The organism is Brevibacillus sp. SIMBA_040, from assembly GCF_046535075.1.
In the GTDB taxonomy this organism is placed as follows: domain Bacteria; phylum Bacillota; class Bacilli; order Brevibacillales; family Brevibacillaceae; genus Brevibacillus.
In genome coordinates this window covers 65,313-92,034 of sequence record NZ_JAWRXI010000003.1, presented here as the reverse complement: position 1 = coordinate 92,034, position 26,722 = coordinate 65,313, and the positions used below count along the sequence as shown (strand labels likewise).

Annotated in this window: 27 protein-coding genes and 1 pseudogene; 7 read left to right on the top strand and 21 right to left on the bottom strand. The window is 47.0% G+C overall.

Going from position 1 to position 26,722, the window contains the following annotated elements; all coding sequences use genetic code 11:
* Positions 1–281 precede the first annotated feature (281 nt).
* Positions 282–476: pseudogene (locus tag SB752_RS06180) on the bottom strand (Rid family hydrolase); the annotation flags it as partial.
* Between the two features lie 163 nt (positions 477–639).
* Here SB752_RS06180 and SB752_RS06175 point away from each other — a divergent pair.
* Positions 640–1,218, top strand: a complete 579-nt coding sequence (locus tag SB752_RS06175) for a TMEM175 family protein (RefSeq protein ID WP_410714817.1) — start codon at positions 640–642, stop codon at positions 1,216–1,218.
* Between the two features lie 82 nt (positions 1,219–1,300).
* Here SB752_RS06175 and SB752_RS06170 read toward each other — a convergent pair whose 3' ends face one another.
* From SB752_RS06170 to SB752_RS06160, 3 genes are read right to left on the bottom strand one after another with little or no spacing between them, the layout of a single operon-like run.
* A complete protein-coding gene (locus tag SB752_RS06170) occupies positions 1,301–1,855 on the bottom strand; it encodes a peroxiredoxin (RefSeq protein WP_410714816.1) in 555 nt (184 codons plus the stop codon).
* Between the two features lie 29 nt (positions 1,856–1,884).
* Positions 1,885–2,136 carry a glutaredoxin family protein gene (locus SB752_RS06165; RefSeq protein WP_103107013.1) on the bottom strand — a complete coding sequence of 84 codons (252 nt, stop codon included), beginning with the start codon at positions 2,134–2,136 and terminating at the stop codon, positions 1,885–1,887.
* Between the two features lie 28 nt (positions 2,137–2,164).
* Complete coding sequence (locus SB752_RS06160; RefSeq protein WP_410714815.1) at positions 2,165–3,088, bottom strand: NAD(P)/FAD-dependent oxidoreductase; 924 nt, start codon at positions 3,086–3,088, stop codon at positions 2,165–2,167.
* A 200-nt stretch (positions 3,089–3,288) separates the two neighbouring features.
* Between SB752_RS06160 and SB752_RS06155 the strand changes: the two genes are divergently transcribed.
* Both SB752_RS06155 and SB752_RS06150 read left to right on the top strand, forming a co-directional pair.
* Complete coding sequence (locus tag SB752_RS06155; protein ID WP_410714814.1) at positions 3,289–3,489, top strand: helix-turn-helix transcriptional regulator; 201 nt, start codon at positions 3,289–3,291, stop codon at positions 3,487–3,489.
* Positions 3,490–3,885 carry a hypothetical protein gene (locus SB752_RS06150; protein WP_410714813.1) on the top strand — a complete coding sequence of 132 codons (396 nt, stop codon included), beginning with the start codon at positions 3,490–3,492 and terminating at the stop codon, positions 3,883–3,885. It abuts the gene before it with no gap.
* A 72-nt stretch (positions 3,886–3,957) separates the two neighbouring features.
* Here the strand turns inward: SB752_RS06150 and SB752_RS06145 are convergent, their stop codons facing one another.
* A complete protein-coding gene (locus SB752_RS06145) occupies positions 3,958–5,184 on the bottom strand; it encodes a glycosyltransferase family 2 protein (protein ID WP_410714812.1) in 1,227 nt (408 codons plus the stop codon).
* 50 nt (positions 5,185–5,234) lie between these two features.
* Positions 5,235–6,449 (bottom strand): glycosyltransferase family 2 protein, encoded by a 1,215-nt coding sequence (locus tag SB752_RS06140; protein ID WP_410714811.1) that lies wholly within the window; start codon positions 6,447–6,449, stop codon positions 5,235–5,237.
* 186 nt (positions 6,450–6,635) lie between these two features.
* Between SB752_RS06140 and SB752_RS06135 the strand changes: the two genes are divergently transcribed.
* Positions 6,636–7,865 (top strand): glycosyltransferase family 4 protein, encoded by a 1,230-nt coding sequence (locus tag SB752_RS06135; RefSeq protein WP_410714810.1) that lies wholly within the window; start codon positions 6,636–6,638, stop codon positions 7,863–7,865.
* Between the two features lie 79 nt (positions 7,866–7,944).
* Here the strand turns inward: SB752_RS06135 and SB752_RS06130 are convergent, their stop codons facing one another.
* Genes SB752_RS06130 through SB752_RS06110 form a run of 5 tightly spaced genes read right to left on the bottom strand, consistent with a single transcriptional unit; the run spans position 7,945 to position 12,599 of the window.
* Entirely contained in the window at positions 7,945–9,162 is a 1,218-nt protein-coding gene (locus tag SB752_RS06130; RefSeq protein WP_410714809.1) for a glycosyltransferase family 2 protein, read from the bottom strand.
* A 1-nt stretch (position 9,163) separates the two neighbouring features.
* Complete coding sequence (locus SB752_RS06125) at positions 9,164–10,114, bottom strand: DapH/DapD/GlmU-related protein (protein WP_410714808.1); 951 nt, start codon at positions 10,112–10,114, stop codon at positions 9,164–9,166.
* Positions 10,115–10,147: 33 nt separating this feature from the next.
* Positions 10,148–10,984, bottom strand: coding sequence for a beta-keto acid cleavage family enzyme (locus tag SB752_RS06120; RefSeq protein WP_410714807.1), 837 nt, complete (start codon positions 10,982–10,984; stop codon positions 10,148–10,150).
* An 18-nt stretch (positions 10,985–11,002) separates the two neighbouring features.
* Positions 11,003–11,917, bottom strand: coding sequence for an NAD-dependent epimerase/dehydratase family protein (locus tag SB752_RS06115; RefSeq protein WP_410714806.1), 915 nt, complete (start codon positions 11,915–11,917; stop codon positions 11,003–11,005).
* Between the two features lie 25 nt (positions 11,918–11,942).
* Complete coding sequence (locus SB752_RS06110) at positions 11,943–12,599, bottom strand: PIG-L deacetylase family protein (protein ID WP_410714805.1); 657 nt, start codon at positions 12,597–12,599, stop codon at positions 11,943–11,945.
* A 555-nt stretch (positions 12,600–13,154) separates the two neighbouring features.
* Between SB752_RS06110 and SB752_RS06105 the strand changes: the two genes are divergently transcribed.
* Both SB752_RS06105 and nhaC read left to right on the top strand, forming a co-directional pair.
* The gene (locus SB752_RS06105) at positions 13,155–14,198 is read left to right on the top strand and encodes a phosphotransferase (RefSeq protein ID WP_410714804.1); all 1,044 of its coding nucleotides are present in this window, start codon (positions 13,155–13,157) and stop codon (positions 14,196–14,198) included.
* Between the two features lie 257 nt (positions 14,199–14,455).
* The gene (gene nhaC, locus SB752_RS06100; protein ID WP_410714803.1) at positions 14,456–15,826 is read left to right on the top strand and encodes a Na+/H+ antiporter NhaC; all 1,371 of its coding nucleotides are present in this window, start codon (positions 14,456–14,458) and stop codon (positions 15,824–15,826) included.
* On the opposite strand, the gene SB752_RS06095 is transcribed toward nhaC, so the two are convergent.
* The 3 genes from SB752_RS06095 to SB752_RS06085 form a co-directional block, all read right to left on the bottom strand.
* Positions 15,804–17,018 carry a sensor domain-containing diguanylate cyclase gene (locus SB752_RS06095; RefSeq protein ID WP_410714802.1) on the bottom strand — a complete coding sequence of 405 codons (1,215 nt, stop codon included), beginning with the start codon at positions 17,016–17,018 and terminating at the stop codon, positions 15,804–15,806. The genes nhaC and SB752_RS06095 overlap by 23 nt on opposite strands.
* A gap of 27 nt (positions 17,019–17,045) precedes the next feature.
* Positions 17,046–17,372: a DUF3870 domain-containing protein gene (locus SB752_RS06090; RefSeq protein ID WP_289137515.1), complete on the bottom strand. Its 327-nt coding sequence runs from the start codon at positions 17,370–17,372 to the stop codon at positions 17,046–17,048.
* Between the two features lie 135 nt (positions 17,373–17,507).
* The gene (locus SB752_RS06085) at positions 17,508–18,899 is read right to left on the bottom strand and encodes an MATE family efflux transporter (protein ID WP_410714801.1); all 1,392 of its coding nucleotides are present in this window, start codon (positions 18,897–18,899) and stop codon (positions 17,508–17,510) included.
* A 221-nt stretch (positions 18,900–19,120) separates the two neighbouring features.
* Here SB752_RS06085 and SB752_RS06080 point away from each other — a divergent pair, with 221 nt between their 5' ends.
* Positions 19,121–19,612 carry a hypothetical protein gene (locus tag SB752_RS06080; RefSeq protein ID WP_410714800.1) on the top strand — a complete coding sequence of 164 codons (492 nt, stop codon included), beginning with the start codon at positions 19,121–19,123 and terminating at the stop codon, positions 19,610–19,612.
* A gap of 3 nt (positions 19,613–19,615) precedes the next feature.
* On the opposite strand, the gene murQ is transcribed toward SB752_RS06080, so the two are convergent.
* From murQ to SB752_RS06045, 7 genes are all read right to left on the bottom strand, one after another.
* Positions 19,616–20,524, bottom strand: a complete 909-nt coding sequence (gene murQ / locus SB752_RS06075; RefSeq protein WP_410714799.1) for an N-acetylmuramic acid 6-phosphate etherase — start codon at positions 20,522–20,524, stop codon at positions 19,616–19,618.
* 4 nt (positions 20,525–20,528) lie between these two features.
* Positions 20,529–21,503, bottom strand: a complete 975-nt coding sequence (locus SB752_RS06070) for an N-acetylglucosamine kinase (protein ID WP_410714798.1) — start codon at positions 21,501–21,503, stop codon at positions 20,529–20,531.
* Positions 21,490–22,317: a carbohydrate ABC transporter permease gene (locus SB752_RS06065; protein ID WP_410714797.1), complete on the bottom strand. Its 828-nt coding sequence runs from the start codon at positions 22,315–22,317 to the stop codon at positions 21,490–21,492. The genes SB752_RS06070 and SB752_RS06065 overlap by 14 nt, the downstream gene beginning before the upstream one ends.
* Before the next feature lie 40 nt (positions 22,318–22,357).
* Positions 22,358–23,308 carry a carbohydrate ABC transporter permease gene (locus tag SB752_RS06060; RefSeq protein WP_410714796.1) on the bottom strand — a complete coding sequence of 317 codons (951 nt, stop codon included), beginning with the start codon at positions 23,306–23,308 and terminating at the stop codon, positions 22,358–22,360.
* Positions 23,309–23,387: 79 nt separating this feature from the next.
* Positions 23,388–24,698 (bottom strand): ABC transporter substrate-binding protein, encoded by a 1,311-nt coding sequence (locus SB752_RS06055; RefSeq protein WP_410714795.1) that lies wholly within the window; start codon positions 24,696–24,698, stop codon positions 23,388–23,390.
* A gap of 34 nt (positions 24,699–24,732) precedes the next feature.
* Positions 24,733–25,779, bottom strand: a complete 1,047-nt coding sequence (locus tag SB752_RS06050; protein WP_410714794.1) for a serine hydrolase domain-containing protein — start codon at positions 25,777–25,779, stop codon at positions 24,733–24,735.
* Positions 25,780–25,796: 17 nt separating this feature from the next.
* The gene (locus tag SB752_RS06045; protein ID WP_410715130.1) at positions 25,797–26,657 is read right to left on the bottom strand and encodes a MurR/RpiR family transcriptional regulator; all 861 of its coding nucleotides are present in this window, start codon (positions 26,655–26,657) and stop codon (positions 25,797–25,799) included.
* Positions 26,658–26,722 lie beyond the last annotated feature (65 nt).

The following is a 26,722-nucleotide window of genomic DNA, read 5'->3' as shown; positions in this document are numbered from 1 at the left end:
GAGGTTGCTACTATTTGGAAAACTTTTTATTTTGCCGATATCGGTCGAAATTTACAAAAATGAAATATTGGGGGAGATACTATGCTAAGAAACAAAAGAGTCATTTCATAAGTTAAAAGCCAGTGATTCCTTTGAGTAGGAAAAACCGGCTTTCTGTATGAAAAGATCCTTAACTTATCATTCTATTAAAGTAGAGCATGCAATCAGTCAGGCGGTTAACGCAAAAAAGGCATTCCAATCGCATTACTGTCATTGGAATGCCCTTTTTAGCGCACATGTAGTTACCTACCTGTTTTATAAAAACTAGCAGTCTCTCTTGCATTTTCAGAAGCTAAGATAGTTGCGATATTAGTAAGCGCCTGCTTTGTCTGCAATTCCAAATCACCAGCTCCAATCAACTCACCTGATGAATTAGTAGCATTTTGTCCGCCTATATAAATTGTTTTTGCCTTTCCACTTACGGTAATCGCTTGACTAAATGCTTTTGATACAAAAGGATACCTAGTTTACTTCCAAGAGCATGCGTTATGTTCAAGCGACTGTTATTATGCTAGATATGTATTATTTGAATAGTGTAAAATGCTTTACGTTAACTAAACCAGTCTGTTTAAACGCGAAGAGAGGAAAAGGTGAAACACTTTGAAAGCGAATCGGATGGAAGCGTTCAGCGATGGCGTGCTCGCGATTATCATTACAATCATGGTGCTGGAATTTAAAGTGCCTGAAGGCCATGACTGGTATGCACTGATTGAGCTAGGTCCAAAAATTTTAAGCTACATCTTCAGTTTTGTTTATATCGGCATTTACTGGAATAACCATCATCATCTACTGCACATGGTTCGAACGATGAACGGGCGTTTAATGTGGCTCAATTTGCTGCTTCTTTTCTGGTTATCCCTCGTACCGTTCACAACAGCTTGGATGGGTGAAAGCTCTTTTGCTGCCACACCAACAGCTCTGTACGGGATTATTTTACTGCTCGCGGCGTTCTCGTACTGGCTGCTTCAGCGCGCGATCATTAGCCAGCATCCCGGCGATTCCTCATTTGTACTGGCGATGGGCAGAAACTTGAAGGAGAAATTATCTCCCGTGCTCTACTTGATCGCTGCCTTGACCGCATATGTGAGTCCTTGGATATCCGGCTTCTTTTTCCTGCTTGTTGCAGTGGTCTGGTTCTTACCTGATAAGCGAATCGAGAATGCCCTGCGAGGCACGTAGTTGAAAAGGACACCCCCAACAGTCTGCACGAGACTTTTGGGGGTGTCCTTTTTCACTAATCGACTATATCTGTTTGCTTACCTTACAGGGTTTTCATTCCTGGCTTCCAGTTCGCTGGGCACAGACCGCCTGCTTGGAGTGCTTGCAGAATACGGGACGTTTCTTCTACGCTACGTCCTACGTTCATGTCTGTTACAACTTGGTAGCGCAGGATACCTTCTGGATCGATGATGAACAGACCGCGGTGAGCTGCACCCGCTTCTTCATCCAGAATTCCGTATGCACGAGCAATATCCTTGTTATAGTCACTAGCCAGCGGGAAGTTTACGTCGCCAATACCGTTTTGGTCGCGAGGTGTTTTGATCCATGCACGGTGCGTGTGCACGCTGTCTGTAGACACACCAAGCACTTCGCAATCCAGATCATGGAACTCTTCTACATTGTCGCTGAAGGAGGTTACTTCTGTTGGGCACACAAATGTGAAGTCGAATGGCCAAAAGAACAGGATCAGCCATTTGCCTTTATAGTCAGCCAGAGATATACGCTCTTCCAGCGTCTCCAGGTTTTTGGTAGAAAGCATATTGAAATCAGGTGCAGGTTTTCCTACTTGCAGTTGAACCGTTTGCTGTGTTGTCATAGATAGCCTCTCCCTTTCTACTTCCAATATTATTGTGCTGCTGTTTCTTCCAAAGCTGCCAACGCCTTTTTGATACGGTTTGGATTGAAGCCCAGAATTTGCTTTTCTCCAATCACAGTAAGTGGAACCGACATAACTCCCAAGCGGCTTAGCTCTTGGCCATACTCTTCTTTCTCATCGATGTTGCGCTCTTCGAAAGCGATGTTTTGCTCAGTTAAATATGTCTTCAATTGCTTGCAAAAGCTGCAGTTTGTGCTGGAATATACGATTGCTTGTGCCATGTAAATATCTCTCCTTTAATTGCTCAGCTTATTTGTATTGTGGAACGATCTTGGAACGCTTGTTGATGTATCTGTCTACAGCCATGGCTGCAATCGCTCCATCTGCAGCTGCTACGACAGCCTGCTTCACTGGTGTTTTGCGTACTTCTCCTGCTCCAAACACACCTGGAACAGAAGATTGCATGAATTCATCCAAAATCATAAAGCCTTCATCGTCCAGGGGAACCTGTCCGTCGAGGAAATCTGTGCCCGGCTTGCTACCAGACAGGAATACGAACACGCCGTCTACTGAAAGCATTTCTTCATTACCTTCCGCTGTGCGAAGGCGAAGTCCTTTGACAGAGTTGTCACCGATGATTTCCAGTGGGCGCGTACGGAATTTAATCTCTGTATTTGGCAGCTCAGGAGTACCTTCTACGCCTTGCAGCTCAGCGCGCGGAACCAGGAAGGTAATCTTATCTGTGAATTTAGTCAAAGCGTGTGCTTCTTCCAATGCTTCCTCTGTGTCACCGATGACCGCAACGTGCTTGCCTTCATAAAAAGCCCCGTCACATGTAGCGCATGTGCTCACGCCGCGTCCCAATAGCTCCTCTTCACCAGGGAGCATGCGGTTGCGTCCTTTGGCACCGGTCGCCACGATCACTGTTTTTGCTTCAAAAGTACCATGTGCGGTAAATACGGCTTTCTCTTCATCCTCCACATCAACTGCCGAAATCGTGGTCTGGATAAATTCAGCGCCGAAGCTCTCCGCTTGTCTGCGCATTTTATCCAGCAACTCTTTTCCGGACAGCTCGCCTTCCACGCCAGGGTAGTTGGCAATTTTATGAGTCAAGGCAAGAGCACCTGTACCTGGCGCTTTATCAATCACGAGCGTCTTCAAATTTCCCCGTGCTGTATAGATGGCAGCGGATGCACCTGCTGGGCCTCCACCGATAATGATCACATCATACATGCTGGCTCCCCCTTTCCAATTATCAATTTATAATTATTATCAACTAGGAACACTTCTCATTTTACAAGATACAAGATAAAAGTCAATATCTTTTTATAATGATTTTAAATAACAATTGTAATGTAAAACATATTTGACATTTCATCGCACGTGACCTACGCTAAAAATGTAAAACATATTTTACATATCGAGGTATTGCCATGGAAAACAAGATCCGTCAGCTGCGCAAACAACTCGGCATCTCACAAGATGATTTAGCCAAGGCCTGCCATGTTTCTCGCCAGACGATCAACGCAATTGAAAACAACAAGTACGACCCCAGCCTAAAGCTCGCCTTTTTGCTGGCATACAAGCTAGCTGTATCTGTAGACGAGCTATTTCACTTTGAGGAGGAAGCATAGATGAAAAGAACAACCCGTCAATGGGGTGCTGCGATTTTTGGAGCTGCCGCTGCAATCATCGTCGGATTTACCATCTACAAATGGATCGTCGGGGATACGGTCGGCTTCAATGAGATTATCTCCTGCGCCATCGTCCTCACCTCCCTGCTCACCGCTATTACGTGGGGAAGCCGTGAAGAAGGAGATGGTCCCACTCAGGATGATGAGCTCGGCCAACACATCACCCACAAAAGCGCTAAAATCAGCTATTTTGTCATCCTGGTCCTTCTCTTGCTCGCGCTTGTTGCAGACAAATGGATATTTGGCAGGGAGAACATGACACTGCTCTTGGTATTTGCCCTCTCGATGATCGTGCTGCCACTGACGGAATGGATCGTGTCTAGGCAATATCGTTGAACTGTGACTTCCCGTTCATGCCTTTTTGCATACCAAAAGAGCCAGGCTCATGAGGACCTGGCTCCCAAAAGACTACTTTTCGTATAAAAGATCAAACAACCGAACCACATTTGCAAACTCACCGGTTGCTGCCAAAGCCTCACGCTCCGAAATAATTTGCTTGTGATCCTTGGAGCCGATGACGGTTCCAGAGCTTTGCAGCAGGCTGGTAACTGGTTTCTTTTGCGTGATCAATAAAGGAATTTGCTTGAGCATCACGAGAATCGACTGCTTCAGCTTCTCGTATTGCCCCGGGTACGACATCCCCAGTGCATAATGCTCCTCCAGGACAGCGTCCATGAATCGAAAGTCGTACACTTTCAGCGAATTCAACGATTTAATACATACTTCGATAACAGGGTGCTTCTCTTGAAATAAGAGCATATTCCTTTTTTCTTCCCGCGCTCTGTCAGCCGTAATCGGATGTTCCTGATGATAGCGGCTTAACGTCGGATCAACTACAAATTGTGCCCCGGAGCGGTAGAGCCTGTAGGCGAATTCCGTATCCTCCAGTCCCCAGCCTTGAAAAGTCTCATCATAGCCGCCAATTTTATCGATCACTTTCTTTTTAAATGAGAGATTGGAACCAAAGCACGCTAGCCAGGTGAGACGACTATTTTCGTATCGTCCCTCCAATTGCTCCAACAGATTGTAGGAATATGGTTCCGGTACGGAAAAGGTTCGCAGACGGGAGCTGCTCTTCACATCTTTTTCATCTAAAAGCTGCACGGGCTTCTTCAATTTTTTCAGGTACTCAGCCAGATTGATGTCCTGCAGATTCTGCTTCAGCCTTTTTTCCATCCGATTTCGAACAGCGGAGCTATTTTCTGCCAACGAACAAATCTCATTTAATTGTGTGGCATTGAAGCCTGGGAATAGATACGAATACACTTTGTTCTTATTCTTCCCAATGACCACGACCGACTCCTTCTTATGGTGATGCTGATAATGCTTTTTGACGTAATCAGGCTCCACGAGCATTTCCGCGTCCAGTAAAATGATAATACTCCCTCGGGCCCTAGCTAGCCCTACATTCCGCGTACGCGACAGCCCCAAATTCTTTTTGTTGCGAACGTAGCGAAACGGATATTTGGGTCGGTAATCCTTCAATTGTGCCGTATTGTCAGTAGAAGCGTCATCTATAAAAATGACCTCCATCTTGGATAGGTCAAACGCCTGGTTTTCCAGTGCTTGCAGGGTAAGCAAATTGTAAGGGTGACGATTATGGGACGGGATGATGATACTGACTTCAATCGCCATTACTAAGGGCCTCCTTTCACAAAGCATCCCGACTTTCCCCTTGCTTGTTGTTACAAACGAACCAGCAGGTCAAACAATTTGGCCATGTGAACAAAGCCTGAAGTGACCAGCATTTTCCGCTCGTACCAAATTCGCTTTTTCCATGCCTCATTATCTTCCAGTCCTGTCCCTTTGAGCAGCGCCGTAACTGGTTTATCCACCGCTTTTAACAGAGGAATTCGTTTCAACAGGAGCATAATGCTGTTCAAAATATGATCAAATTTGCCAGCATGCTGCCGTGTCATCGATTCCTGTTCGCGTAGAATGTTATGCATAAACGTATAGTCCCAAATGTTGATACGCGTCAGGGACAACAAATAAATATCCAGGCATTGGTGTTTTTGCTGAAAGTAAATCAAATTACGATTCCCTTCCTCCTTTATACCGCTGCCAACGGGATGCTCCTGATGATAGGCATTGATATTCTGGTCAACATCGAATGTCATACCGGATCGGTAAAGCCGAAACCCATATTCAAAGTCCTCCAGGCCATGCCCATCAAAGTTTTCATCGAAGCCCCCTACCGCCAGAACCCTTGTCTTGCTGACCGAGTGGAAGCCGTTGCAGGCAATCCATGGTAGACGAAAGTCTTTTTGAAGCAGTTTGATCACGTTTTGGTAATATTGCATCGGCGCAGAGAATCTCCTGATTTTGGAGATCGAATGAAAATCCTTGGGAAACAGCAGCTGAACCGGCTCGTTGATCTCCTCCAAACAGCTTGCGAGCTCTTCGGTCTTGATGCTCTTCGGGTGAATTCCCTCTCTGAGCCGTTTTCTAACAATGGAGGCTTGCTCAACAATCGCTGCCAATGCTTTGCGCTGGCTGTCGTTAAAATCGGGGAAGAGGAAGGAATAAATTTTATTCAGGTGCCTTCCCGTAATGACGAGAGGCTCGTTGTTCAGGTGTCTCTGATAGTGACTCTGAACAAAATTTCGATCCACGATGATTTCTGCATCCAGAAAAATAAGCAGCTTTCCTCTTGCCGCCTGGATGCCGATATTTCTTGTTTTCGACCGTCCCTCGTTGTGCTTGTTTCGAATGTACTGAAACGAATACGGCGGACGATAGTTTCTGAGCAAGGGAGTACTGTCCGTCGATGCATCGTCAATGAAAACTACTTCCATTTTCGCAAGGTCGAAGGTCTGATTTTCCAAAGAATTCAGTGTAAGCAGGTTAAGCGGATATCGATTGTAGGAGGGAAGGATAATGCTCACTTCAATACTCAATTTTCTTTCCACCTTTGTCCATCTTCAAAATAACAGCTACTGTATTCATATGATCAGCACCAATCCTGCGAAACTGGCAGCAGCGGACTTAGGTTATTCATAGGGTAATTGACCGTTGCATACACGTGATGCCGCGAATATATTACAGCAGAAATCAATGGAAACACATGGAGTGAGGCAATCGAGATGGCTAATTTCCTGCTTTCGCATCCTTATTTACTAGAAGCGATGGATCACTACTACGGCAGCTCTGTGAATAAGGCTGAGCAGAACAAAAGATGGAAAATACTGCTAGCGACATACTTGCGGTACCCTCATATGGGAGGCGTCTCGAATTATATGACCACGCTAAAGGAAGGGCTTCAGCGATTGGGTCATCATGTGGAGATTGCCAGCCCGAATCAAATTGATATAAAGAGAGACCTCAAAGGAAACGTAGATGACGAGATTCGTAGAAGCACAGAGCAGCTTTGTTTAAAGCGGTATGGTCGCATCAGTCCTATGATCGTAGAAGAGGTAAGTAAGCTCGGGGTTTTTGAAGCTATGCTTCAAAGGATGGATCTGCGCAAATACGACATCCTGCACACCCATGACAGACGTGCAGCCCTTATCCTGGGAAAACTCAATCAAAGCCTACAAAAGCCGCTCTTCTATACGCCTCATCAGCTCGGTGTTCACCGAATGAACGAGCTTCGCAAGGATTCCGTAGAGTACGCTTTTTTTCAAAGACTTGATTTGGCTGCACTCGAATACGCGAGGAAGGTCATACTCGTCTGTGATATGTTCCGCGCTCCTTTTACCGAAATTGGAGCCGATCCCAGTCGGTTCGTAACCGTCCATACGGGTGTTTCCTTTCAACCAATAGCGCCAGCAAGCCGCAAAGGCAAGGTCATCATTACATGCATTACAAGACTCGAGCCTCATAAAGGAGTGACGTATTTGCTTGACGCGCTCTCCTTGATTCCAAGCGATTTGCAAAATGTCGAGGTGCGGGTCGTTGGCGACGGGGCACAAAAAGCAGAGCTGATAAAAAAAGCCCGAACCCTCAAGCTGTCCAATGTCAGCTTTTTGGGCGCCAGATCAGATATTGCTGAGCTGCTTAGCCAATCGGATATTTTCGTCCATCCAGCTATAGAGGATACGTTTCCCCTCTCTATCATGGAAGCCATGTTTGCGAGTCAAGCCATCATCAGTACAACGGTCGGCGGAATTCCTGAACTAATCCGCAATAAAGTAACGGGAGTTTTGCTTGAGCCTGCTAACGCTCGGCAACTGGCAGGCGCTTGCAGGGCGTTGATTCTGGACCCTGCAGTGCGACAGAAGCTGGGTGTCAATGCCAAAGCATATGCCAACAAGTTTTTGACAGCAGACAGCATGGTGAAAAAGATAGAAAGTGTTTATCGAACCTATTTATAAAGAAAATAAAATCCCCTCCTGTGCAGGCAGTAGATCTGCTCACGAGGGGATTGTTGGTTGATCGCTTTTTTCATTTTTCTTACCGGTGAACCAACAGGTCAAACAGCTTGATCAGATGGTGATATCCGGATGCTTCTACGCCTCTACGCTCATCCCAGACTGCCTTTTCTGCATTCTCCTCTATCCCTGCTGCTTGTAACAGATTCGCAATTGGCTGCTTCTGTGCTTTCAGGATCGGGATTTGCTTTAGCATTCCTGTTATCGCCTTTTGAAAGGAATGGAACCTGGCTGGATCGCTTTCCGTTATCGCCTGGTGCTCCCGCATAATATGGTCCATAAACGTATAATCCGTAATGCCAATGCGTCCAAGTGAAAGCAAATACACATCGAGGCAGGGGTGCTTTTGTTGAAATAAGATCAAATTTCTGGTGCCGTCCTGCTCCCAAAACGAATCAATCGGATGCTCCTGATGATACACGTATATATTTTCATCATACGAAAATTTTACACCCGTTTGAAAAAGGCGAAAACCGTATTCATAATCCTCCAGACCATGCCCCATAAAGCTCTCATCAAACCCACCGATGGACTCAACAAGTTTTTTGCGAACGGAATGGTTCATCGTCGTACATGAAATCCAGGGCTGGCGGAAATCATCACGAAAAGCATCAATAATTTTTTTCTCGTACTTTTTTGGGGTAGAAAAGAGCTTAATGTTGGAAAAGGAGTGACAGTCTTTTTGTGTCAGTAGTTGAATCGGTTGCTTCGTCTGGCGAACCATCTCCGCTAGCTGATCTTTTTTCAGCTTATGCGGATGAGCAACCTGTTCAAATCGGGTCTTAACCATAGGAGAGTCTTTGGCAATCGCATAAAAGGAATCAAACTGCGACTGATTAAAATCGGCAAATAAATAGGAGTATACTTTATTTACATTTTTGCCTGTAATGACATACGATTCTTTCTTGTTTGTCTGATGCCTCTGATAATGGCTGTTCACAAAATCGGGATCGACAATGACCTCTGCATCCAAAAAGATGAGGATTTCTCCTTTGGCTTCCTGAATCCCGATGTTTCTCGTTTTGGAACGGCCTGCATTTGTTGTGTTGCGAATATAGCGAAATGGGTAGGGCGGTCGATAGTGCTCAAGTGCATGCGAACCATCTGTCGAAGCATCATCAATGAGGATGACTTCCATTTTGGCGAAATCAAAGGTTTGGTTTTCCAATGAATACAACGTCAGCAAATTCAGCGGGTAACGGTTATACGAGGGAAGGATGACGGTTACTTCCGTGCTCACACTAGTTCTCCTCCTCTACACGTTGCAGTGGTATCCCTGATTTTTTCTTAAGTGAGGCTGCGGGCACTCCTGCTACCACATCATGAGGATGTACATGACGAAGAACAACAGCTCCCAGACCTAAAACAGCATGCTCACCAATCGACAAGCCTTCTTTGAGAACCACGCCTGGAGCGATCCAGCAATTGCTGCCGATATTGTTGCTGCCACTGACATGCGTTTGATGAGTGATCATAGCGTTTTTGCCAACCACGACATTATGGGAGATGTGTGACAGGTTCCCGATTTTGACATGCTCCGAAATGACTGTATTCGCAAGTACGCCTCGCGCAATACATGTATTGCACCCGATCTCAACATGGTCTTCAATCACTACACTGCCAATGTGCGGGAATTTAAAGGGATCGCCATTCTCATCCCGCTCATACCCGAATCCATCTCCACCGATGACAACACCGCTATGAATGACGCAATTGGAGCCGATAGTCGCATGATCATAAATCGTCACATTGCTGTGGATTTGCGTATTGTCACCGATTTTGACATGATCCCCCAAAACCACATGATGCCCGATATACACATTTTGACCAAGCATGCAGCCTTCTCCAATCACAGCGGACGGAGAAATTCCGGTTCTCGTATTTTTCGGGCAAAATGCGTACATGACGGAGGCAAATGTGTTTCGTGGATTTTTAACCGGAATAAACAAAAACGGGGTATCCTTTGGACGTAAGGCGTCCTGCGAACAGATCACCACCGATGCCTTTATAGACGCCCAGTCCAGCGCTTGCGCATTCATCCATGACAACGTATTCGGCTTCGTTTCATAAATGGAAGAAAAGCCGGTCAGCATCATGTCAAATCCCGGCTCCTGTCCAAGTGTCACATCCGCAATCCACTGTTTCTCGTGCAAAAACTGAAGCAATTTCCGTAGCGAGAAGGTAATCTCCATGCACATACATCCCTTTCGATGACGAATGAACCACTAGGGCAAATCAGGTGCGGGAGAAGCAATGCCCAGTATTTTACGAGCTTCTGCTGGCGTAGCAATGTCTCTGCCCAAATCAAACGCGTAAGCTGCCAATCGCTCTACCAATTGCGCATTGCTCTTGGCTAATTCTCCGTAGCGCGCATACACGTTGTCCTCGAAGCCTGTGCGAATATGCCCCCCCAGCTGCATCCCCAGCAAATTCATTGGCAATTGTCCCTTCCCTACTGCTGCAACGGACCACGTACTGCCCGTTGGAATACTCTCTACCACATGAAGCAAATTTTTCGCGGTAGCGGGAATACCACCATCCACGCCTAACACAAATTGAAACAAAAATGGCTGCTTGAGCAGACCTTCCTTGGAAATTTTCAGGGCTTGATTAATCATCCCGAAATCAAAAATTTCAATTTCTGGCTTTACCCCGTGCTCATTCATTTTGGCGGCCAGCTTGCGGACAAATGCGGGAGAATTGATCATCACATTGTCTTTCCGATTCATGGACCCCGGCGTATAGGATGCCAATTCCGGCTTACATACGAGCGGATTCCACCTGTCCTCTTCTGATCCCGCCTGGCCCCAGCCAGTGGTCGTCAGGTTGATGATGATATCGCATTGCTGGCGTATCCTGGACACAATTTCTTGATAAACCTCTACACGCTGACTCGGAGTTCCATTGTCTTCGCGCGCGTGAATATGAGCGATGGAAGCTCCGGCATTCCAGCAGTCGAGAACAGCCTGTGCAATCTCCTTTGGTGTAATTGGAAGATTTGGATTGTTCTTCCTTGTGGTGACCCCTCCCGTTACCGCAGCAGTAATGATCATTTTTTCCATTTCGTCAAGCTCCCTTGTTTATTTAGCCTGTAAATACTCGCCTGTTTGCGCCAGACCAGCCCGCAAATCAAAGCGAGGCTGCCATCCGAGTATGTCGATCGCTCTTGTGTTATTTAACAGGCTATTTTGAATGTCTCCCTCGCGCTGAGCCTGGTATACAGGAGATATGTCTACCGCTTGCAGCTGTCCCATCAGATGGACGAGCTGATTTATGCTCGTTTTTTGATTCGTGCCGATATTGACGATTTCATTATGTCCAGACTGCAGGGAAAGCAGGTTGGCTCTGGCAACGTCTTTGACATAGACAAAATCACGCGTTTGCTCGCCGCTCCCGTAGATCACTGGCCTTTCCCCATCAATGATTTTGCGAAGAAAGGTCGCGATTACGCCTCCCTCTCCCGTAGCTGCCTGACGTGGTCCATACACATTCGCATAGCGCAAGATCGTAAATGCAAGTCCATAGGAGGATTGAAAAAACTGAATGTACATTTCAGACATGTATTTGGAAAGTCCGTAAAAGGATAGAGGTTGGATGGGAAACGATTCTGTAATACTGCTATCTGCTGTTTCACCGTATACGGCACAAGAGGAGGAAAAAACGATTTTTCGGACCTTGAATTTCTGACAGCATTGCAGGATGCGAATCGTACCTAAAATGTTATGCTCGGCATCCTTCACCGGATTTTGGATTGATTTGGTCACATCAATCTGGGCTGCCAGATGCATCACAAAATCTGGCCTTTCTTTCGCAAATATTTTTTCGATCTGGGGAGAAGTAATGTTCATTTTATATAGCTTGATGGCAGGGGGGACATATTCTTTTCGGCCCGTCATGAAGTTGTCGATCACGACGACCTCATAGCCCTCTCCCAGCAGCAAATCTACAATGTGGGAACCGATAAACCCGGCTCCTCCCGTAACGAGAACCTTCACAATACATCACTCACCTGTTTTCCCCTCACTTCCATACCCTCCTAATAATTTCAAAGGCTTCTGCATACTCCACGCCAACGGTCATCCCTCTGACGCGTGCCAGATGCTGAACTCCTTCATACGAGCGCGGATGTGGATAAGGGCGCATCTCGACGTCATAATGACGGAGGGCTTGAAGCTTGTCATTTATCGTATCGGAAATATCTACAAAATAAGTAGGCTTAAACAGCTTATCCTGGGTATTCTGTGTCCACTCACTAGACGATACCGTTTCAAAGCATAAAATTTCGATCGGCTTCTTCCCTGGCAACGGTCGCGCTGCAGTCATCACCGCTTGGAACGTGACCTGATGATCTTGATTCAAGTCGCCATAATGATGGGTGAAGATGATATCGGGCGTATACGTGTCCAGTAGTTTCTCGATCTCTCGGGTAATTTCATGCAGAGGAACGGTATTCAGTTTCAAATTCGGAAATTGCATGAAAATAACTCTCCCTACACCCAAATGACTGTTTGCCAGTGACGTGAACTTTTGTATATGGTGTTCTTCTTCTTTTCTGCCCTTCGCGACAATGACCGTCACAATTTCAAATCCGTCGTTGATCAGCTTCTTGATCGTCCCTCCCGATCCTAGTATTTCGTCATCCGGATGGGAAGCAATTACTAACGCCCTTTTTGTCATAGCTGCACCTCTTTTCCATCAAAAGGCATGTTTTTTACTTACGGATTAATTTTATGAAAGCGGCAGAAGCGTTGAAACGGACAAGCGCGGAAATAGAGAGAGCCCCCTTTTGCAAGGAGGCCCTACACGATGTCTTCTGTATGACTGCTTAAAGGTTACAACGTAAAAAACCTACCCGTTCCATTTCTTTTAGAATGACTAGGATTTGATGAGAGATCGATTCGGATATACTGCCTTTTTTTCGCAGGTATGTGCTTAAGTCCGGCCCCTTCAGGAATTCCATGATGTTATAGTTTGAGCCTGTCTCAAAAAGCTTTGGGGCAAGCGACAATGAAACATGCCCCTAACCCCTATCTCTTTTGATAGGTCTGAGGAATACATTATTCATGGCAGGATAGGTTTGGACCTGATCTGTGAAAAATCAACGAACATCACCAAATACCCCTAGATGAGTTTGCTCTAGGTACATGCACATTCTTTTTTTTCATGCCTGCGTATACTGATGAGAAGATTAGTTACAAGGAGTAGGCTGAAGGAAAGGGGTTAATCCATGAAATGAGAGTCAAATACAATATAGATGAATCTGTTATTGCTTCCATACTGAATCAAGAGTATGGAATTCACGTGAAAGATATAACGTTTATACCGCACGGCACCTCAGCTTATTCCTATAAAGTAATCGATCACACTGGTTCATGCTACTTTCTTAAATTATTTGATACCACCGATGACCAGCAAAAACGATCTATCCTACTTCTCGATTCCTATTTACCCATGACTTGGGAAATGTACCGCTTGGGGATAATGAAAAATCTCACCTATCCAATCAAAACGAAAAATGGCCATTATCATACAGGCTTCAAAGAAATTGTCCTGATTTTATTTAATTTTGTTGAGGGCAAAACTTTAAAGGAATCTTCTTCTACAAAAGAAACCTTGGATAAAATAGCAAAGGTGGTTGCTACCCTGCACAAAGCAACCCCTGAAATAAATAATCATCGAGCGCTGCAAGAACAATTCCATAATGGCGCTCAACTGGGTTTGAAACAATGTCTTACAGCGCTTGAATCAAAAACTATGATCAACGATCCTTATAAAGAAGCGTTAAAGAAACTGGTATTACCCAGAAAAGAAGCCATTCTGCGTCTTTCAGATGTTCTTTTGGAGCTATGTTCTTCCGTTAAGATCATTCAAACAGAAAGAGTGTACTGCCATGGAGATCTTTGGGCTGGCAATATTATAATCAACCAGGATGAGCTGTTTTTAATTGATTGGGAACATTCTCTTCTCGCACCTGCCGAATGTGATCTGACCTACTTTATAGGGAACGGAAAAAACTTTGCCTTTTTCTTCAATCAGTACGAAAACTACTTTGGTAAAAAAGTCGTCCTGCATTCGGATTTACTACGTTATTACTTATACCGAAGAATGCTTACCCATCTCACCTATTTAATGAGGAACATCCTTTACAAAAATAAGAATGATGCAGACAACAAATTCGACATCGATACGATTGCTCATTATTACATTGATAAGCTTGATCAAATTGAAACGGTGGTCAAGAGGGTGAAAAGTGATTTGGTAGACCATATTGTCTAGCGGTATATATTTCCTATGAAAATGCCTTACTACTCCGTATTATTTTACGATTGAAAATATGGCCTAACTCGTTGACTAATCAGGTAATTCAAGATAAAGTACGCCTATCACTTGAACGCACAAAAGCAAGAAAGCGAGAAAGCGTCACATTGGAAATGACAAGATAGTCGGCGCCATCAACGCCGTAGTTGCCATGTATAAAAAATCCCCTTTGCCAATTAAGGGGATTAGTCTGATTTCAGCAAGGAGTTGCCAGCATGAACAAGCCATTAACCTTTGCCAAAAGCCTTTGGGTGTTGCTCGCCGTCTTTGGCATCTTGTTTCCCGCACTGTTCTGGGGAAAAGTAGAACCACATATGCCGCTTTTAGGAGCGACCATCGCAGCGGCCACACTACTGCGGCTGTTTGGTGTCCCGTGGAAGCAGTTGGAGGAGGGACTAATCAAAGGCATACAAACAGCCATAGCCCCCATGCTGATTCTTTCTCTTATCGGTATCCTGATCGGGGTCTGGATGATGAGCGGTACAGTCCCGATGATTTTGCAGCTCGGGATTTCTATTATTTCACCTGAATATTTCACAATCAGTGCCCTTTTTCTGACGATTATCGTCTCTACTGTTACAGGGAGCTCCTTCACGACGATCAGCACAGTTGGTGTCGCCTTGATGGGGGTATCCACTGCGCTCGGTCTCGATCCGTTGATGACCGCCGGTGCCATCATTAGCGGTGCCTGCTTCGGGGATAAGATGTCTCCGCTCTCGGATACGACCAATTTTGCTTCGGCAATAGCGGGCGTTCCCTTGATGACGCACGTGAAATTCATGATGCACACCTCGATCCCTGCTGCTTTACTGACAGCTCTTTTCTTTGGTTTTCAGGGACAAGCAGTGAATGTCAATCTGGACGCTATCCGAGACATTCAGCTGGCACTAACGCAAAACTTTTCACTTGGGGTGATCACGCTGCTGCCAGCACTGGTCGTCCTGATCTGCTCCGCACTGCGTAAGCCGATTCTGCCTACACTCGTTTTCGGGATTCTTAGCGGGATTGCTACAGCTGCCTTCGCGCAGGGCGTTTATTCTCCAGTACAATGGATGAATGTCATGCAAAACGGCTTCGTCAGTACGATAACCAACGAAGCCGTCACTGCGATTGTGAATCGCGGAGGATTATTGTCTATGACCTGGTCGCTTGCCCTCATTCTTATCGCACTGTCGCTCGGAGGCATTCTCCAGTACAGTGGCGTGTTCCACGCACTCTTTGATGGTTTCATCAAACGCATGAAGCACGATGCGGGTATGGTTGGATTAGCTGGCTCTTCCTCTATCCTCGTCAACGTTCTGACTGGCGAGCAGTATTTGTCAATTTTACTCCCCGGCCAAATGTTTCGCGAGGCATTCGCGGCACGCGGCATCGAGGGAAGACGCCTGTCACGCACCTTGGAGGATTGCGGCACCTTGGTCAACCCGCTCATTCCGTGGGGCGTTAGCGGTGCCTTTTTTACCAGTACGCTGCATGTCGCAACACTCGATTACTTGCCGTACGTAATCTACTTATGGATTTCTCCGCTTTTGACCATGCTCTTCGCTTGGCGAGCACAAAAGGTTAGCCAATCGCATACACGGTAGTACAGTTTTTGCCCCGACGCTTGGAGCGGTACAGCGCCTCATCGGCTGCCCGCTTCAGGCCGTCGGCTGTTTTCTCATCCTCTGGATAGCGCGCAATCCCGACGCTCACCGCTACAGGAATACAGCAATTCTCATGCACCAACGGACGTACACGCAAATACTCCCTGATTGCCCTGACCTTTTCCTCGGCTTCCTCCATCGTAGCATCGGGCGACAGGAGCATGAATTCATCACCCGCATAACGATAAGCCGTATCCTCTTTTCCAGCGACTGCTTTCATCGCCTCCGCTATGCGACGAATCATTGCATCTCCCACATGATGACCGTGATGATCGTTTACCACCTTGAGACTATCCGAATCGAGCATGATCAAAGCAACAGAAGACTCCTCGTCGCTAAGCAAATTCTCCAAATCGCGGTGAAAAGCACGGTAATTGGCGATGCCTGTCAGCTCGTCCTGAAACGACATCTGGTACATGCGTTCATACAGTCGTGCCGTTTCGATCGCACTCGCTACCTGAAATCCGATGATTTTCAGCAGCTCCTCATGCTCTTTTTTATAGGCGAATTCACGATATGATTGGGCAGAAATAACCCCCTTCATCTGGTTGCCCAGCATGAGCGGCACAAAGATGCATGTATTCGTATCGATTTCCGGACTGCCCCATCGAATCATCTCAGGCTCACTCGGCTCATCCTTCATCGTTCGGATATGTATGGTTTGGCGTGTATCAATGACTTTAGAAATTAGTCCTTGCCCATACGGTATGGTGAGCGGTCCATAATTGATTCCGCTGTCAATGCTGATCGGTACCCTGATCTCGCAGTCACCCTCGTCAAAAAAGGCAATGAAAAAAGCATCAGCGCGCATGACTCGCGATACCAGCTCAAACGCTTTCAACAAAATCTGGTTCTCTTCATACGTCTTGGCAAAAATATGACTCAAATCATGCAAAATCTTCATGTGCTCGGACATCCAAAGCATCTCGGTTACTTTGTTATGTAGTTGGCCGATTTGTTTCAACAGCTCTTGGTGCAACTCCCCATCCTGCTCTGTCAGCAGATCGTTAACCTCGCGTGATACCGCTTCCAACTCTTCGTGATTTACTAGCTCAATACGGCTAAGCCATTGACCATAACGCTCCAACAGCTGCCTTCCATACGCTTCTTTTCCTGCAAAGTCATCCTGCATGTACAACCCTCCAGCCATTGGATAGGCTTACGATTTCTTCTCCACATAACGCTCTACTGCTGCACGGATCGCCTGCAAGACCGCTCCCTGACCAGGAGCCAGAAAACGTTCTTGTATGGCATGTGTAATCTCTTGTAATCCGTCTACAACTGTCTTTCCTACGATTAATTGGACCAAAAATTCACTGGTTTTGTCCATGACAAATGTAAAACTGGCATCACAGATTTCATCCTTGTCCACATCGATGATGAGAACACAGCCTACCATGGTGGAAACCTCGTACAGTGGAGTTCCTTTTGGAATCTGGGCAAATCCTGCTGTCAGAACTGTATTTTTCGCCGCCTCGTTACCCATCTGCTTGTCCTCCCGTACGTGCCATTTTTTCCGAGTTTTACAAAAACTTCTTGTATCAGTTATGAGACAAGAAAACGGCTACTCCTGAATGCGGAAATAGCCTAATCCGTTCTGACGTGCTTATCAAAACCAATTTTACCCTATTTGAGCTGTTCTTTCCATCCCCTCATTGCGTCTAATGTGCTGAAATCTCCTTTTATACAAATAAAGAAGAAAAATACCGCGTATAAGGACATCCAAAAAGATGGCAAGCCATACTCCGGAGAGGCCCATTTCCAGTTGAAAGCCAAACAGATAGACGCCTACCATCCGTACCAGCCACATGCCCACTGCCGTGGCGTACATCGGAGCCTTTGTGTCCCCTGCTCCCTGCAATCCACCTCGCAGAATCAGAAGCAAGGCGAGCGGCGGTTGATAGAGAGCCATATACGTAAGAGCAATGACGACATAATCGATGATCTGTGCATCCTCGGTAAATATCGTCGCGATCCAAGGAGCACACAAATACAGCGCAAAACCAAAGATGGACATTAGTCCAAGCCCCAGCCACATGCAAATCATGCCAAAGGAGTATGCATCCCGTGACCGTTTCGCTCCTAGATACTGCCCAACCAGTACGGTAGCTGCCACTTCAAAGCCCGCACCTGCCAATATCATCAGCGACTCCAGATTCGATGCAATCATGTGAGCGGCATATGCCTTTGTTCCCATTTGAATAATCGCGCCGTAATAGAGCAGGACACCAAGGCGCATAATCATTTTCTCAGTCAAAACTGGCAAAGACCGCCAAGCCATCTCCTGTGCCGGCTTGCCGAGCAGCTCTCGCCAGGAAAACCCGCTCCAAATCTGTTCTGAGGACTTGTGGACAGCGATAAACAAGGCGACTGCACCAAGCACCCGAACCAATGCTGTTGCCCAGGCTGCCCCCGCTACGCCCCATCCCGCAAAAGAGCCCAATCCAAAAATGAAGACGTAATCCAATCCCACGTGGACGATGTTGATCCACAGACTGACCTTCATCGGGGTGCGTGTATCTCCGTTTGAACGCAAAATACTCCCCAAGGTAACCATCAGAGATAAAAAGAGGGCAGAACCACCAACGATGCGAAAATAGGCAACCGCCTCTTCCAGCACATCAGGCTCTGCACCCATGATTTTCAAAATAGGGGCAGCAAAGAAAAGGGCTGCGAGTCCAAACAGAATCCCGATTGCAGAGGAAAGTACAATCGCTTGTCTGGCATAGGCAGCAGCCTCCTTTTCCCGTCCCGCTCCTATGCTTTGTGTAATATAGGAGGAAGCCGATACTCCGACTGCCATAAAAATCGCCATGGCGACCAGTACCATCGAATTTGCCACGCCAACAGCAGCAATCGCCGTTGCACCCAGACTGGACACGAAAAACAGATCGACAAAGCCAACAAGCGTATGTAATATCTGTTCGAGCATCGCCGGGATTGCCAGCGACAAGATCAGACCGATTTTTTGCTTTCTGGAGAGCTGTTCGTCTGTTAAGACCAATGAAGCCATGTTGTCCACACCTTTTACCTGTAAATCATCACGTTGCCAATCATACTGCAAAAGGGTAGGTTGATCTAGCATTTTTTGTTGGCGTTTGGTGTCAAACTGGTTTCCCTATCAGGCAGACTGATATAATGATTAGAATTATTTTATAAAAGCTGGTCAGAATCATGTTGCGAGGAAAGGTAAACCTGTCTTGTTGGCAGACGATTAAGGAGGGGTTTGAGCATATGTTTCGGTTCCTACACAGAAAGAGATTAGTAAATATCGATGCTAAAGGACTCGCGCAATTGATGTATGAAGATGTCTCTAGTGACAGGTGGGATCAAGAGAATTTAACAAAACGCAATTTGAATTTTTCGATCGATAGCATTTGCTATATCGATACGTATACGACACGCCTGCTGACTACTGAAGCTGGTAAGACTCTTTTGCAAAATCATTTTGATTCGTTCGTGATACGACTGGGAGCCTATACAGGTGAAGTGATAAGAAGAAATAGCCAGCAGGACTTTGCCTGGTATGAGTTGGATTCAGTCTGTCATTATTCTGCGAAATGGGATGAAGTGTACGATGCTGATCCTGATGAAGCTGTCCTTTACTCTAAAACAAAAGATATGGCTCTATTCCCCCTGTCAGTAGTAAGACAATTTTTGAAGGGAGACTCGCCATACCCTAATTTTCTGTCCTATGTGGATGAGGTTTTGAAAGAATACCGTTAAGCGCTACCTCAACTCCCCATCGATTGCCTCTCTCACCCGGTTGCCAGCACGAATCAGCCGCTCCTTTGCATCCGTGGCAAGAAGACCCGTCTTTTGCATGACAATCGCTACGCGTACATCTCCCGCCGCATGTAGCAGGAGCTTCTCTGCTTCCTCGTAGGTAACTCCCGTTGCCTCGATGACAATACGCTTGGCCCGCTCTCTCAGCTTCCAATTAGTCGCTTGTACATTTATCATCAGATTTCCATATACCTTGCCCAAGTGGACCATACTGGCTGTCGTCAGCATATTCAGGACCATTTTGGTTGCACTGCCAGCCTTGAGACGTGTAGAGCCCGTCACGACCTCCGGACCCACCAGTATATTGATGGATACGTCTGCTCCCTGGCTGATGTCTGGATCAGGATTACAGGACACAGAAATCGTCCGTGCGCCAATCGTCTTTGCTTCTTTCAGCGCCCCGATTACATAAGGGGTTCTCCCGCTTGCCGCGATCCCTACAACTGCATCTCCCTTTTTAATGCCATGAAGCCGTATATCCTCATGTCCCATTTGCTCGGAATCTTCGGCTCCCTCAATGGCGTTTAGCAATGCTTTTGCCCCGCCGGCAATAATTCCCTGCACCATTTGTGGATCGGTGCCAAATGTAGGGGGACACTCTGCCGCATCAAGAACACCTAGCCGTCCACTCGTACCCGCGCCAAAATAAAACAGTCTCCCTCCTTTTGCCAGCGCCTGCCCGATCAGCTCTACTGCCTTGGCGACCTCAGGCAGCACCTGCTGTACAGCAAATGCCACCTTGTGATCCTCCTGATTCATCAGTGTCACGATCTCGATAGCCGACATCTGATCCAACCGTTCACTTGCTGTATTCCGTCTTTCTGTATGGAGCTGGTGCAAGTTCTCGCCCACTGGCTCACCCCTTTTCCCATTCGGTTACACTCGTTTGCAGTTGTTTTTTGATCTTCTCATTCAGGCTATGTTCGCTACGTGCCATCGCTGCCACTAAAGAACCGATTACCGGCGTGACAGACGGAACTACTGTTGCAAATGATGCTTTTTGCTTCAACTGCTGACAGAGCATCGTATTTCCCGTCAGTAAACCACCTGCCAGGACGACAGGTAACCGTTCGTTCGTTTTAGCTAGACAAGTGGTAGCCAGCTCCATCAATGAATCTGCTGCCTCGCTGATCAATCGAAGGGCGATGGCATCACCTGATTGGGCGGCACGCTCGACAAGCCCACTCGTCTGTGCCAACCCCATACGTGGATTACTTGCGTTGTAAATCAAGCTGATCAGCTCATTCGGACGCTCGGCTCCGTAATGGGCGAGAAATAATTCCGTCAGCATGGTCTGCTCGCCTCGCCCGTCATAAGCACGCAAGACAGCTACTGCCGCCCTTTTCCCCAAGTCAAAGCCGCTCCCTTCATCTCCTACCAAATACCCCCAGCCACCGACGCGATGTCGCTCGCCTTGCTCTGTCAGCGCATACGCAATCGAGCCTGTGCCGCAAATAAGAACGATACCTGGACAGCCCCATGTCCCGGCGTAAAGCGCCGCAATCGCGTCGTTGTCGATAAACAGGCGCTCCTGCCATGTGTCGTGGAAAGCAGCCTGAATCAGCGCTTTGGTCGGCTGATGATCTGCACCCCCGAGGCCAATGTAAAGGCCAGCTACCTCCTCTGCCTTTGCACCAGCCTGCTCCTGCACCTGCTTGATGCAGGCTTGCAGTGTACACTCCACGTCAGCCCATGGACGGGACAACGGGTTTGTGCCCTCGCCAACCGCTATTGCCTTCACTCGTCCAGTCCCGTCACAAATCGCTGCTTTTGTTTTCGTACCGCCACCATCTATCCCGATGAACCACTTGTTTTCATTATTTGACCGCACCTGCTGTCAATCCTTCCATGAACTGCCTTGACGCCATCAAAAACACACCGATCATCGGCAAAGCAGATAATGTAAGCCCGGCAAACAACAGGCTCCAATCTGTTTCGTATTCACCAAACAAGACCATCATGCCTACCGGAATCGTTTTGAGCGCATCACTCTGGATAAAAATGAGCGGGAAGAAAAAATCGTTCCAGGCATGGATGAAATTAATGATGACAACCGTTGCCAATGCAGGGCGTATTAAAGGCAAAAGCACACGCCAAAAGACCTGGAAATGGTTGCAGCCGTCGATACGTGCTGCCTCCTCAAGCTCCACTGGCAGCGTACGGAAAAAACCTGTCAGGATAAATACCGAAATCGGAATCCCACTAGCTGTATAAATCAGGATCAACGACCACAGCGAGTTGAGCAGCCCAAGGTTTTTCATCAATATGAATAAAGGGACAAGACCCAGCTTGATCGGAATCATCAGACCCAGCAGGAAAAAGAAGTACAGTACCCCCGTCCACTTATACGAAAATCTCGCCAAATAAAAGGCAGCCATCGCAGAGAAAACGGTAATCAGCAAAACTGACATCACGCTGACAAATATGCTGTTCATCAAAAAATCGGCAAAGGGTACGACTTCCCACAGCTTTCTATACGTGTCCAGACTAAAAACCGTTGGCAGAAGCGATAAAGGATTTTCGAAAATCTGCCTATTCGTTTTGAAGGAGGAAGCAATCATAAGCACAATCGGATAAAGGGATATTAGCATGAAGAGATAGGCCAAAACGTACTGCGCCGCCCTGCCACCCACACTCGTTCTCACATCATGTCCCTCCTTTCTAAGACTTTTGCCAAACCCAAGATTAATGCTGCACTTCACGTTTGCGCATCAAATAAAGCGAGAGTGCAGATACTGACGCCACGATAAAGAAGAGAACAACGGCAAGCGCAGAGCCCAGACCGACCGATACATCACCTGCACCTCCAGCGCTGCTGAACGCCAAACGATAAAAGTAAACGGCCAGTGTATCTGTCGAACGAAATGGTTCGCCCATCGAGCCTTGCATCGCATATACCAGCTCAAACGCTTCGAAGGCTTGAATAAACGTAAAGATCGTCATGATCGTAATGGATGGCATACAAAGCGGCAAAATGATTTTCCACAATAAGCTGATTCCTCTAGCGCCATCCAGTCTGGCTGCTTCAATCAGCTCTTCCGGAATTGATTGCAGACCCGCCAGAAAAATCAGCATCGCAAACCCAATACCAAACCAGCAGTTAATGAGGATAATCGCGAGCAGCGCTGTATCGGGATCTCCGAGCCATGGCTTCGCCCACTCCTCAAGCCCGATCTTGGTCAACAGCGTATTCAGTGCACCATAATTGGGATTCAGTATCAACTTCCATAAAAACCCAATTACAATAACCGAGAGAAGCCTGGGCATAAAGTAAGCGATCTTCAAAAAGCTGGAGCCGCGAATTTTTCTGTAAATCAGAAAGGCCAATCCAAAGGCAATCCCATTTTGCACAATCATTTCTACAATAAAATAGTAGACATTGTGGCCAAATGCATTCCAAAACATCTCGTTAAACGGCTCTATGGTGAACAGTGTCACGAAGTTTTTCAGTCCGACAAAGACTCCACGCTTGATTCCATCCCAGTCGTACAAGCTGTATAAAAACGCCGAAATGATCGGATAGACGACAAACAGCCCATATACGATAAGTGCGGGAATAGGAAACAGGTGAATCAGCCAGCGCGCTCGGCCTTTTGGTCGGATGGTTGGTCTTTCAAAAGTACTGATGACGCCCACCCCCCTTTTTGAATAGGTTCTTTTTAGGATGACGGGAGCGAATCGATTGATCCACTCCCGCAGTCCATTCTTTCTTTACCTATTTTTTGAATGGCGGGTACCAGGTGGCAGCGGACTTTTGCACTTCATCCACTACTTGCTCCGGACTCATTTTGCCTAAATACATTCCTTGCAGCGCATTTTCCAACGTCTGCTTTGTGGTCGGCTTGCCTTCTGCAAAATGAACAACCATCAAATACGGTGTGGAGCTAGACTGAGAAAGCTCTGCCATTTTATTCACAAGCGGATCATCCGTCGTCACACCCGGTACTGCACTGATTCGTTTGAATTGATTAGCAAATAGCTCTCCAAATTTCTTGGTCGCCATAAATTCCATGAATTTCATCGCCTCCTGCTTGTGCTTCGACTTGCTGTTGACCGCATACGAGCCATCTACCCATGTCGTAATGACAGCTTTGCCATCATCTGTCGGCATTGGGAAGAAATCGAGCTGCAGGTCAGGATTGAGCTTTTTGATTCCTTCCAGTTCAAAGCTTCCGTTGATGAACATCGCAGCTTTGCCAGTAGCGAACAAGGTTCTCATATCATTCAATTCCAGACCCACATAATTTTCCGGGAAATAAGGGATGAGTTCTTGCATGCGTTGCACGCTTCCTAAAAACTCCGGGCTCTTGAGGTCGCTTTCCCCTTTTTGCAGCTTATCCAGATACTCACTGTTGTAGCTGGCAGGTGCAATTACGCCATGGCTCAGGGACAATAGCCAGCCTTCCTTTGCACCAAAGGAAATAGGAACGATTCCTTTTTCCTTCAAAGCCTTCGAGGTTGCGATCAGCTCTTCCCAGCTTTTTGGCTCTTTCAAGCCATTTTCCTCAAATATTTTTTTGTTGTAGTAAAATTGCGTGGAGTTCAGGGAAAGCGGCACTCCATACACCTTGCCATCCTTGCCTGTTGCTGCTGCGAGAACGTCCTTTGGAAAGCTTGAGATGCCAGCAACACCGTCTAGCGGCTCCAAATAGCCTGCTTCCGCTAAAGAAACGCCTGGTGCATACGGACGAAGCTGCAAAATGTCTGGGCCACTATCACTTTGAAGCGCTGTATTCAAAATCGTATTGTACTCAGTTGCCTTGAACGGCTTGAACTCGATCTTGATGTTTGGATTGTCCGCTTCAAATGCTTTAATGATTTGCTTGTAGCCTTCTGTGTCTTCCACACGCCAGCTATGCATTGACAACGTTACCTGCTGGCCTCCCCCTTGACCGCCGCTTGCATTGCCAGCCGGCTCCCCTCCCGGTTTTGCTGGCTCAGTCCCGCCACCACCACTACATCCGGCAAGTGCCATAGCCGCTGCCAGCACGACAGAAGCTGCTGCATGAAAACGAAATTGCTTCATCCTAAACCCTCCCCCTTATTCTTTGCGCCTAGCTCTATTCAGTCAGACTCTTATGTATCTGAGTCGTGACAGCGTCATGTAATAGCGGTCGCAATTGCCTAAGCTGATGGTTACGTCCGAGATGAACGACATTCGTCAAAAAGATGACCGCCAAATCCTGCACCGGATCGATCCACATGCTCGTTCCTGTAAAACCGGTATGTCCATAGCTGGATGGATGGAAACCACTGCCACAGCTGAGCGGCGTTTGGGAACAATTCAGCTCCCAACCATATCCCCTGCTGCCAGAGGCTTGCACGGTATGCCAGTGAATTGCTTTTTCTCTCCATTCATCCGTAATGATTAGCGGGGTGCCGTACAGCCAGCTCATCGCGTAACGGCATAGGTCATCCGCATTCGAGAACAATCCTGCATGACCAGCTATCCCGCCCATCACATACGCTTTTTCATCGTGTACCTCGCCTGCTATATATTTTCCTGTTAGCGAGCAATACTCCGTATGCGCAACATTCTTAAAAACGCGAGTATTCGGACAATAAAAGGTATGAGTCATCCCGAGCGGCTCGTATATATGCTGCGTCACATACGTATCGAGCTTTTGTTTGGTTACGCGCTCGATCAAAAGCCCCAGCCAGATCATCCCTAAATCACTGTAAACAACCTGTGTGCCGGGGGCATGGAGCAGCTTCTGCTGAAAAAGAAGCTCTGGCAAAACGATCTGGCTATCTCGCCTCCGCTCTGCCAGATCAGCTGGCAGACCTGATGTGTGTGTAAGAAGCTGAGCAATCGTAATCGAAGCTTTATCAGCTGGACAATCAGGGAAGTACATGCCAATCCGATCATCCGGAGCGAGAACTCCCTCTTGGAACAAAAGCAGGAGAGCAGGAAGCGTCGCCGTCACCTTGGTTAATGAAGCCAGATCAAACAGCGTTTCAGGTGTGACTAGCTGATCCCCCGTCATGCTCGTCTTGCCTACATCGCAGGTATACCAGACACGCTGATCATGAATGACCCGCAAAGCAGCACCCGGCAGCAAGCCTTCGTCTACCCATTTCTGCAAAAGCAGCTTCACTTCGTCCATGCTCCCCCTCCTTTTGTTCAGCTCGATGAGCGTTTTGTTCTGCTTACAGCCAGTCTCGTCTTTTCCAAAAGCGGAATTACTTCTTCCTGCTTGCGGCTGACCATCGTGATGAACAAAATATCGATCACATTCAGCTGCGCAATCCGAGATGCCATCGCACCGCTACGGATGCTTTTTTCTACCGAGCTGGTAAAGAGGCGTATATGAGCCAAATCCGCGACTGGCGATGGTCCGAATTTGGTCAAGGTAATGATCGTTGCTCCCTGCTGCCTCGCTTCCGTCAAAGACTGGATGATATCCTCGGTTTGCCCGGAGTAGGAGATGCCAATCACCACATCTTTGTCCGTCAAATTGACAGCAGAGGTCAGCTGTGCGTGAAAATCGGAGTACGCCTCACACCACAGATTAATACGGGAAAACTTTTGCCTGATATCGTCTGCGATGACTGCAGACGCCCCTACGCCGTAAACATCAATTTTGCGTGCCCCAGACAGGGCATCTACTGCCTTCTTTACTTCCTCATTGGACAAGACAGACAGCGTATCCTGAATGGATTGGACATTATTCCAGCTGACTGCTTGCATGATAGATTCAACAGAGCCCTCCATCATGATTTCCTGATAGCTACCTGTAGCAGTTGTCTGCTTCGTCAAATCGCCAGCAATCCGCAGCTTCAGCTCCTGGTAGCCTTTCATATTCAAAGAACGGGCCAAACGGATGATCGTTGCTTCGGATACTCCACTCAGCTCCGCCAGCTTTTGTACGGATAGCTTCACCACATCCTCAGGATGGGCAAGAATGAACTGAGCGACTTTACGCTCTGATGGTTTCAATTCGTCCAAAATGGCTTGCAGACTAACAAGACCTCCATTTAACATGTGTGACACCGCTTTCCTCCCCCAAATCTTACCTTCATTTTATGAAGCTTTATTTCTTTCGTCAA

Excerpts from the sequence above, each read along its gene's own strand:
- SB752_RS06170 (WP_410714816.1), bottom strand. The coding sequence starts at position 1,855 with ATGACAACACAGCAAACGGTTCAACTGCAAGTAGGAAAACCTGCACCT.
- SB752_RS06165 (WP_103107013.1), bottom strand. The coding sequence starts at position 2,136 with ATGGCACAAGCAATCGTATATTCCAGCACAAACTGCAGCTTTTGCAAG.
- SB752_RS06160 (WP_410714815.1), bottom strand. The coding sequence starts at position 3,088 with ATGTATGATGTGATCATTATCGGTGGAGGCCCAGCAGGTGCATCCGCT.
- SB752_RS06155 (WP_410714814.1), top strand. The coding sequence starts at position 3,289 with ATGGAAAACAAGATCCGTCAGCTGCGCAAACAACTCGGCATCTCACAA.
- SB752_RS06150 (WP_410714813.1), top strand. The coding sequence starts at position 3,490 with ATGAAAAGAACAACCCGTCAATGGGGTGCTGCGATTTTTGGAGCTGCC.
- SB752_RS06145 (WP_410714812.1), bottom strand. The coding sequence starts at position 5,184 with ATGGCGATTGAAGTCAGTATCATCATCCCGTCCCATAATCGTCACCCT.
- SB752_RS06135 (WP_410714810.1), top strand. The coding sequence starts at position 6,636 with ATGGCTAATTTCCTGCTTTCGCATCCTTATTTACTAGAAGCGATGGAT.
- SB752_RS06125 (WP_410714808.1), bottom strand. The coding sequence starts at position 10,114 with ATGGAGATTACCTTCTCGCTACGGAAATTGCTTCAGTTTTTGCACGAG.
- SB752_RS06120 (WP_410714807.1), bottom strand. The coding sequence starts at position 10,984 with ATGGAAAAAATGATCATTACTGCTGCGGTAACGGGAGGGGTCACCACA.
- SB752_RS06110 (WP_410714805.1), bottom strand. The coding sequence starts at position 12,599 with ATGACAAAAAGGGCGTTAGTAATTGCTTCCCATCCGGATGACGAAATA.
- SB752_RS06105 (WP_410714804.1), top strand. The coding sequence starts at position 13,155 with ATGAGAGTCAAATACAATATAGATGAATCTGTTATTGCTTCCATACTG.
- nhaC (WP_410714803.1), top strand. The coding sequence starts at position 14,456 with ATGAACAAGCCATTAACCTTTGCCAAAAGCCTTTGGGTGTTGCTCGCC.
- SB752_RS06095 (WP_410714802.1), bottom strand. The coding sequence starts at position 17,018 with ATGCAGGATGACTTTGCAGGAAAAGAAGCGTATGGAAGGCAGCTGTTG.
- SB752_RS06090 (WP_289137515.1), bottom strand. The coding sequence starts at position 17,372 with ATGGGTAACGAGGCGGCGAAAAATACAGTTCTGACAGCAGGATTTGCC.
- SB752_RS06085 (WP_410714801.1), bottom strand. The coding sequence starts at position 18,899 with ATGGCTTCATTGGTCTTAACAGACGAACAGCTCTCCAGAAAGCAAAAA.
- SB752_RS06080 (WP_410714800.1), top strand. The coding sequence starts at position 19,121 with ATGTTTCGGTTCCTACACAGAAAGAGATTAGTAAATATCGATGCTAAA.
- SB752_RS06055 (WP_410714795.1), bottom strand. The coding sequence starts at position 24,698 with ATGAAGCAATTTCGTTTTCATGCAGCAGCTTCTGTCGTGCTGGCAGCG.
- SB752_RS06050 (WP_410714794.1), bottom strand. The coding sequence starts at position 25,779 with ATGGACGAAGTGAAGCTGCTTTTGCAGAAATGGGTAGACGAAGGCTTG.
- SB752_RS06045 (WP_410715130.1), bottom strand. The coding sequence starts at position 26,657 with ATGTTAAATGGAGGTCTTGTTAGTCTGCAAGCCATTTTGGACGAATTG.